We start from the raw sequence: 14,135 nt of genomic DNA, 5'->3' as shown, positions 1-14,135 counted from the left end.
TCAGGCAAGTTCAATACTCGCCCCGAAGCATCACGCGATATCGAAGCGATCCAGGTTCATCACCTTGTTCCAGGCCGCAACGAAGTCATGCACGAACTTCTCCTGCGAATCCGTGCTTCCATAGACTTCGGCCAACGCCCTGAGCTGCGCATGCGAGCCGAAAATCAGATCGACGCGTGTGCCCGTCCATTTGAGTTCGCCCGTCACGCGATCATGTCCGCCAAACACGTCGCCGGCCTCGGTCACTGGCTTCCACTCGGTGCCCATGTCCAGCAGATTTACGAAAAAGTCGTTGGTCAGCGATTGTGACCGGTTCGTGAAGACCCCATGCGGCGAGTGTCCCGCGTTTGCATCGAGCACGCGCATGCCGCCCACTAGCACTGTCATTTCGGGCGCAGTGAGTTTCAGCAATTGCGCCTTGTCGATCAGCAACGCTTCAGCCGAAACGGAGCATGGCCGCTGCAGATAATTCCGGAAGCCGTCCGCGAGCGGTTCGAGCACTGCGAACGAGTGTGCATCGGTTTCAGCCTGGCTGGCGTCGGTGCGTCCCGGCGTGAACGGCACGCTCACGTCATGCCCCGCGTTGCTTGCCGCCTGTTCGACGCCCACGCAACCGGCCAGTACGATCAGGTCGGCGAGGGACACTTTCTTCCCGTCCGATCGGTCGTCGTTGAATGCCTGTTGCACGGATTCGAGCGTCTCCAACACCTCCGACAACTGCGCCGGCTGATTCACCTCCCACCCGTTTTGCGGCGCGAGCCGGATGCGCGCACCGTTCGCGCCACCGCGCTTGTCGGAGCCGCGAAACGTCGATGCCGACGCCCATGCGGTCGACACGAGCTGTGAAACGCTCAGCCCCGTCGCCAGAATCCGCTCTTTGAGCGCATCGATATCGTGTCCATCGATGAGCGGATGATCGACGGCAGGCACGGGGTCTTGCCAGAGGAACGTTTCTTTCGGCACATCAGCGCCGAGATAGCGCGAGCGCGGCCCCATGTCACGGTGCGTCAGCTTGAACCACGCGCGCGCGAATGCATCGGCGAACTCGTCGGGATTGTCGTAGAAGCGGCGCGAGATCTTCTCGTAGTTCGTATCGAAGCGCAGCGCGAGATCCGTGGTCAGCAGCGACGGCGAGCGGCGCTTCGACGGATCGTGCGGATCGGGAACGGTGCCCGCGCCCGCGCCGCCCTTCGGCGTCCACTGATGTGCGCCAGCGGGACTCTTCGTCAGTTCCCACTCGTAGCCGAACAGGTTCTCGAAGAAGTTGCTGCTCCACTGCGTCGGCGTCGTTGTCCAGATGACTTCGAGTCCGCTCGTCGTCGTGTCGTCGCCCTTGCCCGTGCCGTAGCGATTCTTCCAGCCGAGTCCCTGCTCTTCGAGACCCGCGGCTTCCGGCTCGCGCCCGAGATCGGACGACGGACCGGCGCCGTGCGTCTTGCCCGTCGTATGCCCGCCCGCGATCAGCGCGACCGTCTCTTCGTCGTTCATCGCCATGCGCGAAAACGTCTCGCGAATGTCTCTCACGGCCGCAGCAGGATCGGGATTGCCGTTCGGCCCTTCGGGATTCACGTAGATCAGGCCCATCTGCACGGCGGCGAGCGGCGCTTCGAGTTGACGGTCGCCGGAGTATCGCTCGTCGCCCAGCCACGTGCGCTCGGAGCCCCAATAGATGTCTTCGTCCGGTTCCCATGCATCCTCGCGGCCGCCCGCGAATCCGATGATCTTGAACCCCATCGACTCCAGCGCGACCGTGCCCGTCAAGACGATCAGATCGGCCCACGATATCTTGTGGCCATATTTCTGCTTGATCGGCCAGATCAGCCTGCGCGCCTTGTCGAGATTGACGTTATCCGGCCAGCTGTTGAGCGGCGCGAAGCGCTGCTGCCCCGAGCCCGCGCCGCCACGGCCATCGCCCGTGCGGTAAGTGCCCGCGCTGTGCCACGCCATGCGTACGAACAGCGGTCCGTAGTGACCGAAGTCAGCTGGCCACCAGTCCTGCGACACAGTCATCAACGCGCGCAAGTCCCGCTTGACTGCTTCGAGGTCGAGGCTCTTGAATGCTTCTGCGTAGTTAAAGCGCTTGTCCATCGGATCGGACAAGGACGAGTGCTGGTGAAGGATCTTCAGGTTCAGCTGATCGGGCCACCAGTCATGGTTCGACGTACCGCTTCCGGCGGTATGGTCGAACGGACACTTCTTTTCAATCGACATGTCACCACTCCTTTGCTCGGGCATCGCCGAGCTTAAGAGCAATGCCCTTGCGCCGATTTCTCAAAACATGCGTGCGCTTCCAAATTGCACGAAAAGAGAATTCATAAGCCCTCATTGCACCGATTGCACACTGACAAACCGCAATTAAAGTTTTCAGGCTCACCTGCCGATATCACCGCGGTCAATAAAAAGATCGTGAAGCCAGAACACTTCACGACCAGCAGCGGCAGCGGCAAAGGTTTTTTCCAGTATTTGGGCAATCGTGCATGGCCCGCCTCTTCCGCTTCACGACATCTGGAATAAAGCGCACGCGCGCTCTTGACCGGATAGCTGGGGTTCCCGTGTTGTTTAACTTTCATTTCGAATATGTCGACAGCAGTGACGCAGTCATGCACGGTGACAGAGAGCGCCGATAGCGCGCAAACCAACTCGAAGAACAACGACACGGCCGCCCCTCAAGCAACGCCTTCGAGCGGCCAGCCCGTTCAAAGACCAACGGCCGTGCCGACCCAGCAAGGGCCCGCCGGCATCCGCTTCGATTTCAACGATGGCTGCCGCGTCACGCTCCCCGCGGGCGACGGCGAATGGCGCGTGCTGCTGCGTGACACCGCAACCGCGAATCCCCTGTTCGAAACGCAACTCGTGGCGGGCGCGGTCGCCAGCAGCAAGAAGTACTACGTGCCGTTCGAAATCGAAGTCTGGTCGCAAGGCAAGGAAGTGTTCCGGCATCGACTCGATCTGACCGATCGCAACGTGCTCGTGCATCTACCCGTCGGCACGCTTGGCGACACGCTGGGCTGGTTTCCTTATGTCGCGAAGTTCGAGCGGCAGCATCGCTGCCGGTTGACGTGTGTGATGGGCGAAGCGCTGATCGCACTGTTCAGGGACGCCTACCCGTCGATCACCTTCGTCACGCCCGACGCCGTCAATCCCGACGACTACTACGCGACCTACAACATCGGCCTCTTCTTCACCGACGAAGCGAATGTGCATCAGCCCTGCGATTTCAGGCTGGTCGGCCTGCATCGTACGGCCGCTTACATTCTCGGCGTCGATCCGCAAGAGGAGCGTCCGAGGATCACATTGCCCGACGCGAGCCGCCCGATTCCCGAGAAGTACGTCTGCATCGCGACCCAAAGCACCACGCAATGCAAGTACTGGAACAACCCCACCGGCTGGCGCGAGATCGTGCAATTTCTCAAGCAGCGTGGCTACCGCGTGATCTGCATCGATCAGAAAGCGACGCACGGTAACGGCGTCGTATGGAATCACCTGCCCCACGGCTGCGAGGATTTCACCGGCGAGCAACCGCTTGCCGAACGCGCGCGCTGGCTAAAGCATGCTGAGTTTTTCGTTGGCTTGAGCAGCGGCCTGTCATGGCTTGCATGGACGATGAACACGCCTGTCGTGATGATCAGCGGCTTCACACATCCCACCAACGAATTCGACACGCCGTACCGCGTCATCAACTATCACACGTGCAACAGCTGCTGGAACGATGTGCGCGTGCAGTTCGATCATCAGGATTTCATGTGGTGTCCGCGTCACGCGGGCACATCGCGGCAATTCGAATGCACGCGGCTCATTACGGCCGAACAGGTCAAAAACACGATCAGCCGGATTCCGGCGTTCAATGCACAGGCAGTGGCAGCTGCCTGAACTTCGTCACCTCGATGCATGAGATTCCCACAGCGAAAAACTGAGGGCGAAGCACCAGAAGTATCAGAAGCACCCAATACAGAACTAAAAAGCAGCACGCAGTACCCGTAGCACGACAAACAACAAAAGAAGTGCAGTAGTGAATACAGGGAAATTCGGGGAACACAATGACAAGAATGACGTGGCGTCGCGTGCACGCTGTGCACGTCGTGCGCGCTTTCGGCCGACGCTATCGCCGATGTTCGCGCCTGCTCGGCATGCTGCTCGCGGCGCTGACGATCCAGCCGTGGCTCGCACAAGGCGCACTCGCCCAGACGACGGTCGCCGCGGGTGACACCGAAACGGGCGCGACGATCGGCGGCACGGAGAACGTGCTCGGCAAGACGGTCAACGATAGCGTCACGCTGGGCGGCTTGCAGAACGTACTGTCCGGCGGCGTCACCAGCAACACGAGCGTCGGCAACGGCGGCACGCAGGCCGTCTTGTCGGGCGGCGTGGCGCAGAGCACGAGTGTCGCTACGGGCGGACTCATGCACGTGTCGTCGGGCGGCGTAGCACGTGGCGCGACTATCAGCGGCGGCGCCGACGTCGTCGATGCGGGCGGTACGACGAGCGGCACGACGCTGCTCGGCGGAGCGTCTGAAGTCGTTTCATCCGGTGGCCTGGCAAGTGGCACGATCGTGAGCGGTTCGTCCGTGCAGATCGTCGCGGGCGGCGGTATTGCGAGCGGCACGACGGTACGCAGCCTGGGCACAGTGACCGTGTCGTCGGGTGGCGTCGTACGCGGAACGACGGTCAGCGCCGGCGGGCAGATCATCGTGTCCGCAGGCGGCAGCGCGACGCGCACGACGGTCTCGTCGGGTGGTATCGACTCGGTCATGGGCACGGACCTGTCGGCCACCATCAGCAGCGGCGCGTCGCAGACCGTGTTGTCGGGCGGCACAGCGAGCGCGACGACCGTGGTGGGCGGCCAGAGCATCGTTAGCAGCGGCGGGTCGGCGGTCGGCACCATCCTCAGCGGCGGCACGCTCACCGTTTCGGCGGGCGGCACTGCGACAGGCACGACGATCAACGCGGGCGGCATCGAAAACGTCGCGGGCATCGACACGTCAGCGACGGTCGGCGCGGGTGGCCGGTTGATCGTGTCGTCCGGTGGCGTCGCGAGTGCGACGTCCGTCAACAACGGCGGCCAGGCAAGCGTCGGCAGCGGCGGCTCGGTCGTGAGCGCCGTCGTGAGCGGCGGCGCGCTGACGGTCTCCAGCGGCGGCACAGCTGTATCGACGACGCTCTCCGCAGGCGGCATCGAGAACGTTCAAGGCACCGACAGCGGGGCGAGCATTCGCGGCGGCGGCGCGCAGAACGTGCTGAGCGGCGGCGTCGCGACCAGCGCGACCGTCAGCAACGGCGGACGGCAAACAGTATCGGCGGGCGGCACGGCGAGCAACACGACTGTACTCAACGGCGGCACGATCGCCGTGTCCGGCGGCGCGACCGCGACGGGAATCGTGCAATCGAGCGGCGCGGCGCTTATCACCGACACCTCGGCAACCGTCAGCGGCATCAACGGCGACGGCAACACCTTTTCGATTTCGAGCGGCGCCGCGAACAACATCCTGTTGGAAAACGGCGGCACGTTGACGGTGCTGGCCGGCAATTCGGCAACCAATACGCACATCGTCAATCAAGGTTCTGCGGTGGTCGTCGCGGGCGCGTCGGCTACGACCACCACGGTTGGCAACGGCGGCACATTGACCGTGTCGTCCGGCGGCACCGCGACGAACGTCACGCAGCAATCGGGCGCGGCGCTCATCACGAATACGTCGGCGACCGTCACGGGCACCAACACTGCGAACGGCTCGACCAACGCGTTCTCGATTTCCAACGGTGTCGCGCAAGGCGTATTTCTCGAAGGCGGCGGCTCGCTGAGCGTACTCAGCGGCACGACGGCGAGCGGCACGCAAATCGGCAATCGCGGCAGCGCGACCGTGCAAGGCGGCGGCGAGGCGGACAACACGACCGTCAGCAATGGCGGCCAATTGCTCGTGTCGTCGGGCGGCGTCGCGGACGGTGCAACGGTGAACAACGGCGGCCGGCTGATCGTGTCGGGCGGCGGGACGGCCGTCAATGTCACGCAGAGCGCGGGCGCAGCGCTCATCACCGATACGTCGGCGACCGTGAGCGGCAGCAACGCGAGCGGCGCGTTCAGCATCGTCAGCGGCCTGGCGCAAAACGTGATCGTCGAGAACGGCGGGCAACTGTCGGTGCTGGCGGGCGACACGGCGACGCAGACCACGGCCGGCAGCGGCGGGCTCGTGATCGTGTCGGCGGGCGGCACGACGATCGACACGTCCGTCAAGAGCGGCGGCGCACAAACCGTGCTGACGAACGGCACGGCATCGGCGACCACTGTGTCGAGCGGCGGCAAGCTCACTGTGTCGTCGGGGGGAACAGCCGTCGGCGTCACGCAACTGGCAGGCGCCGCGCTCGTCACCAATACGTCCGCGACTGTGTCCGGCACCAATGCGAATGGCGTATTTACGATCGTTTCAGGCACCGCGCAGAACGTGATCGTCGAAAACGGCGGCGCGCTGACGGTGCTCGCGGGCAACACGGCGATCAACACGTCGGTTGGCAGTGGCGGTGTCGACACCGTGTTGGCGGGCGGCACGGCGAGCGGATCTTTCGTGACGTCGGGCGGCTCCGAAGTCGTGTCAGCGGGCGGCACGACGGTCGGAACGACGGTGACGTCCAACGGTTCGCAGACGGTGTTCGGCACCGCGTCGGGCACGACGGCGGTGGCGGGCGGCAATGTGATCGTCAGCGCGGGTGGCAGGACGAACGGCACTGTCGTCAGTAGCGGCGGCCGCGAGATCGTATCGTCGGGCGGGACGACGCAAGGCACGCAGGTCGTGTCCGGCGGCACGCAGGACGTCGCGGGCGGCACGACGAGCAATACGCAAGTGAGCAGTGGCGGACAGCAGGTCGTCTCGTCGGGCGGCATCACGCGCGGGACAGTGGTGAGCAGCGGCGGCACGCAGACGGTTCTGGCGGGCGGCGCCGTGAGCGGCACGCAGGTCAGCGGCGGCACGCAATTGGTCTCGTCGGGCGGTGTCGCGACGGGGACCTCCGTCGGCAGTGGTGGGTCTAGCATCGTGACGTCGGGCGGCACGGCGAGCGGCACCGTCGTCAGCAGCGGCGGCAGCGAGGTCGTGTCGGGCGGAACGACGGTCGGTACATCCGTCGGCAGCGGCGGCCAGCAGTCGGTGACGGGCGGCGGCAAGACAAGCGGCACGACAGTGGCCTCCGGCGGCTCGCAGACGGTCAGCTCGGGCGGCATCACATCCGGCACGACAGTCGCCTCGGGCGGCACGCAGACGGTCGGCTCGGGTGGCTCCACGTCCGGCACGTCGGTTGCCTCGGGTGGCACGCAAACGGTCAGCTCGGGCGGCGTGACGAACGGCACGTCGGTCGCCTCGGGCGGCACGCAAACGGTCAGCTCGGGCGGCGCCACGAACGGCACATCGGTCGCGTCGGGCGGCACGCAGGCGGTCGGCTCCGGCGGCGTGACGAACGGCACATCGGTCGCGTCGGGTGGCATGCAGACAGTCAGCTCGGGCGGCGTGACATCCGGCACGATGGTGGCCTCGGGCGGCACGCAGGACGTGCTGTCGGGCGGCACAGCAAACGGCTCGATCGTCGCGAGCGGCGGCCTGCAGACGGTATCGAGCGGCGCGAGCGTGAGCGGCACACAGGTGCTGAGCGGCGGCACGCAACATCTGTTCGGATCACTGACGAATCCCGTCGTGTCAGCGGGCGGCACGCTGACGATCGGCCAGGGCACGGCGGCAGGCGAACTCGTCGGCAACACCGTCAACGACGGTCTGCTCGTATTCAACCGGCCCGACGCAATCACCTACATGGGCAATGTCACGGGCGCAGGCCGCATCGAGCAGCAAGGCACGGGCACCGTCGTGTTGAACGGCGACAGCCATCTGTTCACGGGCGCGACCGAGGTGATGACGGGCACGCTCGCCGTCGGTGATATCGACAATCCTGGCGCGCGACTGGGCGGCGACGTCATCGTCGATGCGCCGGGCACCTTGCGCGGGCATGGTTCGATCGCGGGCAGCGTGACGAACAACGGCGTCGTGATGCCGGGCGGTTCCATCGGCACGCTGACAGTCGGCGGCAACTATACGCAGGCAAGCAGCGCAACGCTCGCGATCGAGGTGAGCCCGACCTCGGGTTCCCAATTGCGCGTAGGCGGCGCGGCGACGCTCAATGGCGGGCTGCGGATCGTGTACGACCCGGGCACCTATCAGGCCACCCGATACGCGATCGTGACCGCAAACGCGGGCGTGAACGGCCGCTTCACGAATGTATCGAGCATGCTCGCCAGCGGAGCGAACCTCGGCTCGTTGCAGCAATCCGTCGAATATGCCGCTAACGAAGTCGATCTGGTGCTGAGTGGACTCGGACAGCAGCCGCCCGCCGACAGCGCACCGACGGGCGTAACGATTGTCGCGCCCGCCGACACGAGCATCTACACCGCGCTCGGCACTACGCTCGCACTGTCCGCGCAGGCGACGAACGCCGCGCTGCTCGAACGCGTGGCGCTGTCGGGCTACGAGATGGTCGGCAAGTCGGTGTGGGTGAACGCGACCGGCTCGCAGACAAAGGTGCATGGCACAGGCAGCGCGCCAGGCTTCGAAGCGCGCAACTATGGCTTCATCGCCGGTCTCGATCATCGGGTCGGCGCGTCCACGGTCGGCGTCGCGGGCAGCTACAACCACAACGACATCAGCGAGGACGGCACGGGCGACTCCGGCACAACGGACTCGCTGCGTGCAGCGCTGTACGGCGCGAGAACGTTAGGTCCCGTCGATGTCTCCGCAACGGTTGGCGCGGGCGTCGATTTCCTGTCGCAGAAGCGGCCTTTCGGCACGGTAGGCACGGCCGAAGGGGATCACGTGGGACAGGAAGCGTCGGCGGCTGCGCAGGCGGCGCTGCCGCTCGCGCTTGGCGGCGTCAAGGTGACGCCGCGCATCGGCATGCGCTTCTCGTATCTGCACGCCAACGGCTTCGGCGAAAGCGGCGCGAATGGCCAGGATCTGACGGTCGGTACCGACAACGTGCGCAGCCTGCAACCCTATGCGCAGATTTCGTTCGACAAGGACTTCGGCAATCAGCTACGGCCGATGAACCTCGAACTGCGAGTCGGCTATGCGCGCGAGTTGCTCGGCACTGGCCGCACCGTGACGGTTGGCGCGCAGGACGGCACGCTGTTCGCCGCGTCCGGCACTACGCTGCCGCGCGATCAGCTGACGGCGGGCGTCAGCCTCGGCATGCAGCCGACGAAAGCGTTGAGCGTGTCGATCGACTATGACGCGCTGATCGCGACGGGGCATGCTTCCGCGCAGGCGGCGCATCTGCAGGTGGGTTATCGGTTCTGAGCGCGCGAAGCTACGCAACGGCTCGCGGGCGGCATGCTTCGGCATGCCGCCGCCGATGCTACCCTGCCCGCTCGCATGCCGGCTTCGTCGATCATGAGAACGCGGCCTGATAGACCTTCGGTGTCACGCCCGTCTGTTGCTTGAACACGCGCGTGAAGTGCGACTGATCGGCAAAGCCGGTTCGCGCGCCGACTTCCGCGATGGGTCTGCCGGATCGCAGCATCGGCATGGCGTGACGCACGCGTTCCTGCTGCTGGAACGCATGCGGGCTCAGCCCAACTTCGCGCTCGAATGCACGCAGCAGCACGAACGGCGTCACGTTGAACTCGCAGGCCAGCGTCGACAGCGTGATCCGCGCGTGCAGGTCTTCGCACAGCCGGCTCTTGACCGCGCGAACCAGCGCAGGCTCTCGGCGCACCACAGGGAAATCGGCGGCGCGTGCGGCGTGCCGCGCATGCAGGCCGACGACAGCACACGCAAGCGCCTCGCTGCGCTTGAATGGATCGTCATCCACTTCGGAACACCAGTTCACGCCGTAAAGGTAGCGCGACACCTCGGCGTCGACGATGAACGGGCTCGTCACCTCGAACCGTTCGCGTCGTGGAATGCCAAGCCGCTCGCAATAAGCAGCGAGCGACGCAGGCTGCACGTGTTCGACGCGCATTTTCCAGTGGCCATCACCGGCGGCTACGCCTGCATGCACCACGTCCGCGTCGATGACGATCACGTCGCCGCGACGGCACAGGCGCCGCTCCTGCCGGACCTCGACCGCGAGCGTTCCGCCCGTGATCACGGCAAGGCAATGGGTGTCATGCGTGTGCGGCGGATACCGGTGGCCGACGAACTGGCCCTTGAGCATGACGGCATCCATGACATCGGGCGCGCGCCAGAGCTTGACGGAAGGCGTCGGCAATGTGGCTTTCATCGTGATGCGGCCTGTGGAAGCGGACGAAAAATATCATCATAGTCCTCCAGCCGCGGCATCGTCATGGGCCGCTGCTCGTCGAGCCGCTCGACGAAATCGCCCCAACGTGTGAGCGTATCCGCCCGCTCGCCTGGCGAGCAGTAAGGAACATGCCACGCGAAGAACGGTTCGAGAACTTCGTAGCCGACATAGCCGAGCGTGCCCTGCAACAGATGACGCAGCATGCCGCGCGCGAGTTCGCCATGAATGCCTTGCGCGCCGAACATGTGCTCGCGTCCGCCGAGCGTGACGCCGATCACGGCCCGTTTGCCCACCATGCCGCCTCGCCCATAGATGCGCTTGCCGCCATACAGCGCGCCCGACAGAAAGCACCGGTCGATCCAGCCCTTGACGAGCGCCGGCACCGAGAACCAGTAGAGCGGGAACACCAGCATCAGGATGTCGCTGGCCATCAGCGCATCGACTTCGCGCCGGATGTCGGGCGCAACGGCATCGTGTTCGAGCGCATGGCGCTGCTCTAACGCGTAGACGAGGTAGTCCTGATCGGCGCGTTCGGTGAAATCGCTTGCGCGGACGACGGGATCGAAGTCGAGCGCGTACAGATCGGAAAAGCTCACGTGGTCGCCGCGCACCGTCAGCACGCGTCGCGCGGCATGCGCCATTGCCGTGCAGAAGGAATGCGATTCCGGGTGAGCGTGGACAATATGAACGCTACGCATGAGGGATGGACCTCCATGAAACAGCCGGGATATAGGCGTTGAGATACGCAAGCTCGCTGTCAATTGCCTGCGCGGCTGACAGCGTGGCGCCTTCGCGCAACAGGCGCCGTGTGGCCTGAAGCGCGCTCGGCGGCTTCGAAGCGAGGCGCGACGCGTACTCGACGGCCGCTTCGCGCACCTCGGCGTCACGCACCACGCGCGAAACGAAGCCACATTTCAAGGCTTCCTCGGCGCCGACCGGTCGGCCGCTCATCAACCAGTCGCGTGCGACCAGATCGCCGACCCGGCGAGCCAACAACGCAGTCGCGCCCGCTTCGGGGACGATGCCGAGGTCGGCGAATGGAAAGCGGAACACCGCGCTTTCGCCGGCGACCACCCAGTCGGCGTGCAACAGCATCGTCGCGCCGAAGCCCACCGCCGCGCCGTTCACAGCGGCGACCAGCGGCTTGGGCTGCTCTGCAAAGCCGTTGATGCAGCGCGTGACTGCGCCGTCGGCGGTCTGCGGCCACAGCGAGCCGAATGCAGCCGTGTCGTGACCCGCGCAGAAGCAATCGCCGGTTCCGTGCAGCAGCACGCAATGGACGCGCACGTCGCCCTGTGGAAGCCGTAGCGCGTTCGCGAGCGCATCGAACATCGTGCCGTTGAGCGCGTTGCGCTTGTCCGGGCGGTTGATGCCGATGGACCAGACCTGTCCGTCCAGTTCCGATGTGAGGTTGGCGATCATCATGCGAACAGCGCGAAGCCGCCGACCAGTTTGCCGATCCTGTTCCTCGGTCCGACGAGGCCGATTGCGAGGTACTGCAACGAAGGTCCGGACAGCGCGTTGACGGCGTCGAGGAAAGCGTCGTAGTCGGTGGTGGCCTGCCCTTGCACGGGAAAGTCCACCACGTCGCAGTGGGCCAGCGATTTCTGCCGAAGCTCGCCCAGCTGCTGCGCTGTGGCCTTGAGCACGGGAATGCCAATCGGGATCAGACCGGGATGCGCGGTGCCGTCGCTCTCCCGCAATGGCGGGCCGACGAGATGGCTGTGGCGCTGCCCCAACGTGAACGCGACGACGGCTGCGGCATTCGACGCCTTGCCCGGCGCCAACGCTGCGTCCACGACGATGACGCAGCGCTCCGGCTTGCACGCGGCTTCCGACTCGATCGATGACTGTGCTTCTGCTTGCAAAGACAATTCCCTTCTCCTGATGAACCAACCTTGGAGAGATGCTAGGGAAAGTTTTGTCGAAAGTATTGGACGATTTTGCAGGGCCTCGCCTGATCGCGGTCAAGCCGATCCGACGATAACGCATCTCCATCTCCACCCCTCCCCGTTTCGGGTAGTCCCGCCTTTACCACACTGCCTCTATCGTCGTACCGCATACCGCCTGGAGACAGCGACGGCGCGCCCACGCCTGCCGCACAACAAAAAGGAATCCATCGATGACCCGGTCCGCCTCCCCGCCGCTTTCAGGCGAATACGACTATCTCGTGATCGGTGCCGGCTCCGCCGGTTGCGCCGTCGCGGGACGTTTGTCCGACGATCCGACGGTCAGCGTCGCCGTACTCGAAAACGGCGGCCCCGATGACCACTACCTGATCTGGACGCCGGTCGGTCTCGCCAAAACTGTCGTCAAGCCGGGCCCATATAACTACGGCTACTACACCGAGCCGCAGCCGGCACTCGACGGCCGCCGCAGCTACCAGCCGCGTGGACGCGTGCTCGGCGGCTCGTCGTCGCTCAACGGCATGGTGTATATCCGGGGCCATCGCAAGGATTACGACGACTGGGCCGCGCAAGGCTGCACAGGGTGGAGCTACGACGACGTCCTGCCTTATTTCAGGCGCAGCGAAAACAACACGCGCTTTGCCGGCACGGCCAACCCGTGGCATGGGACGGACGGCCCCTTGTACGTCAACGACCTTCGTTCGCCCAACCCGTTTTGCCAGTACTTCCTGCAAGCCGCGCAGCAAGCGGGCCACACGTTGAACGACGACTTCAACGGCGCCGAACAGGAAGGCTTCGGCTACTACCAGGTGACCCAGCACAACGGCGAACGCTGGAATGCGGCTCGCGCGTACCTGCATCGCGGCAAGACCGTCGATGGGCGCTACAACGGCGGCCGCCATAACCTGCATGTGCTGACGGGAACGCAGGCGCTGCGCCTCGTGTTCGAAGGCCAGCGCGCGGTGGGCGTGGTGGTCTCGCGCGATGGCGTCGAACAGACCTTGCGCGCCCGACGCGAGGTGATCGTAAGCGGCGGCGTGTTCAATTCGCCGCAACTGCTGCTCGCCTCAGGCATCGGACCGGCGAAACATCTGCAGGAAATGGGCATCGAGGTGCGTCACGATCTGCCCGGCGTCGGCGAGAACCTGCAGGATCATCTCGACATCGTGATCAATACGCAGCTCGACAGTACCGATCTGTTCGGCGCCACGCTGCGCGGCGGCTTGCGGCTGTTGAAGGAGATCCGCCGCTACCGGCGCCAGCGTGCCGGCATGCTGACATCGAACTTCGTCGAAGCGGGCGCGTTCGTGAAGAGCAGGCCTGAACTCGATCGCCCCGATCTGAATCTCGTGTTCACCGTCGCGCTGATCGGCAATCGCAACATGGGCAGCCGGCGCAAGCTGGGGCATGGCTACTCGGGGCATATCTGCGTGCTGCGCCCTGAGAGCCGCGGTGTCGTTCGTCTTCGGTCGCCTGACATGCGCGAAGCGCCGCTGATCGATACGCGTCTGATGAGCGCGCCGCGCGACATGGAAACGCTGATCGCCGGCATTCGCATCATGCGCGACGTGATGAACCAGCCGGCCATGAAAGACCTCGGCGGACGCGAGATGAAAAGCGAAAGCTTCGCGAGCGAGGAAAACTTGCGCGCCTTCGTGCGCGGCCACGCCGATTGTTTGTACCACCCGGTCGGCACCTGCCGGATGGGGCCGGCCAGTGACCCGCTCGCGGTCGTCGATAACGAACTGCGCGTGAGAGGTGTCGAGCGATTGCGCGTCGTCGATTGCTCGATCATGCCTACGCTGATCGGCGGCAATACGAATGCGCCCGCGATGATGATCGGTGAAAAGGCGGCGGACATGATTCGCGCCGCGGCGCGCTGATTCGAAAGACCAACAACATGGATTTAGCGTCCGCGAGTCCTGAGGCTGCGGGCGCCACCTGTCTAACAGGAGCATT

Annotated in this window: 9 protein-coding genes; 3 read left to right on the top strand and 6 right to left on the bottom strand. The window is 64.9% G+C overall.

What is annotated here, in order from left to right; translation table 11 throughout:
- Window positions 1-30: 30 nt before the first annotated feature.
- Both katG and SB822_RS15760 read right to left on the bottom strand, forming a co-directional pair.
- Window positions 31-2,211 (bottom strand): catalase/peroxidase HPI, encoded by a 2,181-nt coding sequence (gene katG, locus SB822_RS15765; RefSeq protein ID WP_410855142.1) that lies wholly within the window; start codon window positions 2,209-2,211, stop codon window positions 31-33.
- A gap of 101 nt (window positions 2,212-2,312) precedes the next feature.
- Window positions 2,313-2,657, bottom strand: coding sequence for a hypothetical protein (locus tag SB822_RS15760; protein WP_410855206.1), 345 nt, complete (start codon window positions 2,655-2,657; stop codon window positions 2,313-2,315).
- Here SB822_RS15760 and SB822_RS15755 point away from each other — a divergent pair.
- Window positions 2,578-3,870 carry an autotransporter strand-loop-strand O-heptosyltransferase gene (locus tag SB822_RS15755; protein ID WP_410855141.1) on the top strand — a complete coding sequence of 431 codons (1,293 nt, stop codon included), beginning with the start codon at window positions 2,578-2,580 and terminating at the stop codon, window positions 3,868-3,870. The two genes, SB822_RS15760 and SB822_RS15755, sit on opposite strands and share 80 nt — an antisense overlap.
- 167 nt (window positions 3,871-4,037) lie before the next feature.
- Window positions 4,038-9,323 carry an AIDA repeat-containing protein gene (locus tag SB822_RS15750; protein ID WP_410855140.1) on the top strand — a complete coding sequence of 1,762 codons (5,286 nt, stop codon included), beginning with the start codon at window positions 4,038-4,040 and terminating at the stop codon, window positions 9,321-9,323.
- Window positions 9,324-9,414: 91 nt separating this feature from the next.
- Here the strand turns inward: SB822_RS15750 and SB822_RS15745 are convergent, their stop codons facing one another.
- Genes SB822_RS15745 through SB822_RS15730 form a run of 4 tightly spaced genes read right to left on the bottom strand, consistent with a single transcriptional unit; the run spans window position 9,415 to window position 12,143 of the window.
- On the bottom strand, window positions 9,415-10,248 hold the full coding sequence (locus tag SB822_RS15745) for an AraC family transcriptional regulator (RefSeq protein ID WP_410855139.1): 834 nt from the start codon (window positions 10,246-10,248) through the stop codon (window positions 9,415-9,417).
- Complete coding sequence (locus SB822_RS15740; protein ID WP_410855138.1) at window positions 10,245-10,967, bottom strand: NAD(P)H-dependent oxidoreductase; 723 nt, start codon at window positions 10,965-10,967, stop codon at window positions 10,245-10,247. Before SB822_RS15740 ends, SB822_RS15745 begins: the two co-directional genes overlap by 4 nt.
- Window positions 10,960-11,694, bottom strand: coding sequence for an enoyl-CoA hydratase-related protein (locus SB822_RS15735; protein WP_410855137.1), 735 nt, complete (start codon window positions 11,692-11,694; stop codon window positions 10,960-10,962). The genes SB822_RS15740 and SB822_RS15735 overlap by 8 nt, the downstream gene beginning before the upstream one ends.
- On the bottom strand, window positions 11,691-12,143 hold the full coding sequence (locus SB822_RS15730) for a DUF2000 domain-containing protein (protein ID WP_410855136.1): 453 nt from the start codon (window positions 12,141-12,143) through the stop codon (window positions 11,691-11,693). The genes SB822_RS15735 and SB822_RS15730 overlap by 4 nt, the downstream gene beginning before the upstream one ends.
- A gap of 248 nt (window positions 12,144-12,391) precedes the next feature.
- Between SB822_RS15730 and SB822_RS15725 the strand changes: the two genes are divergently transcribed.
- Entirely contained in the window at window positions 12,392-14,059 is a 1,668-nt protein-coding gene (locus SB822_RS15725; RefSeq protein WP_410855135.1) for a GMC family oxidoreductase, read from the top strand.
- Window positions 14,060-14,135 lie beyond the last annotated feature (76 nt).

Source organism: Paraburkholderia sp. SIMBA_054 (assembly GCF_046534875.1).
GTDB lineage: Bacteria > Pseudomonadota > Gammaproteobacteria > Burkholderiales > Burkholderiaceae > Paraburkholderia > Paraburkholderia hospita.
The sequence above is the reverse complement of the archived record's forward strand: the minus strand, read 5'-3'. Positions and strand labels throughout refer to the sequence as shown.

What these genes read in the sequence shown, in the direction of transcription:
- SB822_RS15725 (WP_410855135.1), top strand. Translation starts at nt 12,392, where the DNA reads ATGACCCGGTCCGCCTCCCCGCCGCTTTCAGGCGAATACGACTATCTC.
- katG (WP_410855142.1), bottom strand. Translation starts at nt 2,211, where the DNA reads ATGTCGATTGAAAAGAAGTGTCCGTTCGACCATACCGCCGGAAGCGGT.
- SB822_RS15750 (WP_410855140.1), top strand. Translation starts at nt 4,038, where the DNA reads ATGACAAGAATGACGTGGCGTCGCGTGCACGCTGTGCACGTCGTGCGC.
- SB822_RS15755 (WP_410855141.1), top strand. Translation starts at nt 2,578, where the DNA reads ATGTCGACAGCAGTGACGCAGTCATGCACGGTGACAGAGAGCGCCGAT.
- SB822_RS15745 (WP_410855139.1), bottom strand. Translation starts at nt 10,248, where the DNA reads ATGAAAGCCACATTGCCGACGCCTTCCGTCAAGCTCTGGCGCGCGCCC.
- SB822_RS15735 (WP_410855137.1), bottom strand. Translation starts at nt 11,694, where the DNA reads ATGATGATCGCCAACCTCACATCGGAACTGGACGGACAGGTCTGGTCC.
- SB822_RS15740 (WP_410855138.1), bottom strand. Translation starts at nt 10,967, where the DNA reads ATGCGTAGCGTTCATATTGTCCACGCTCACCCGGAATCGCATTCCTTC.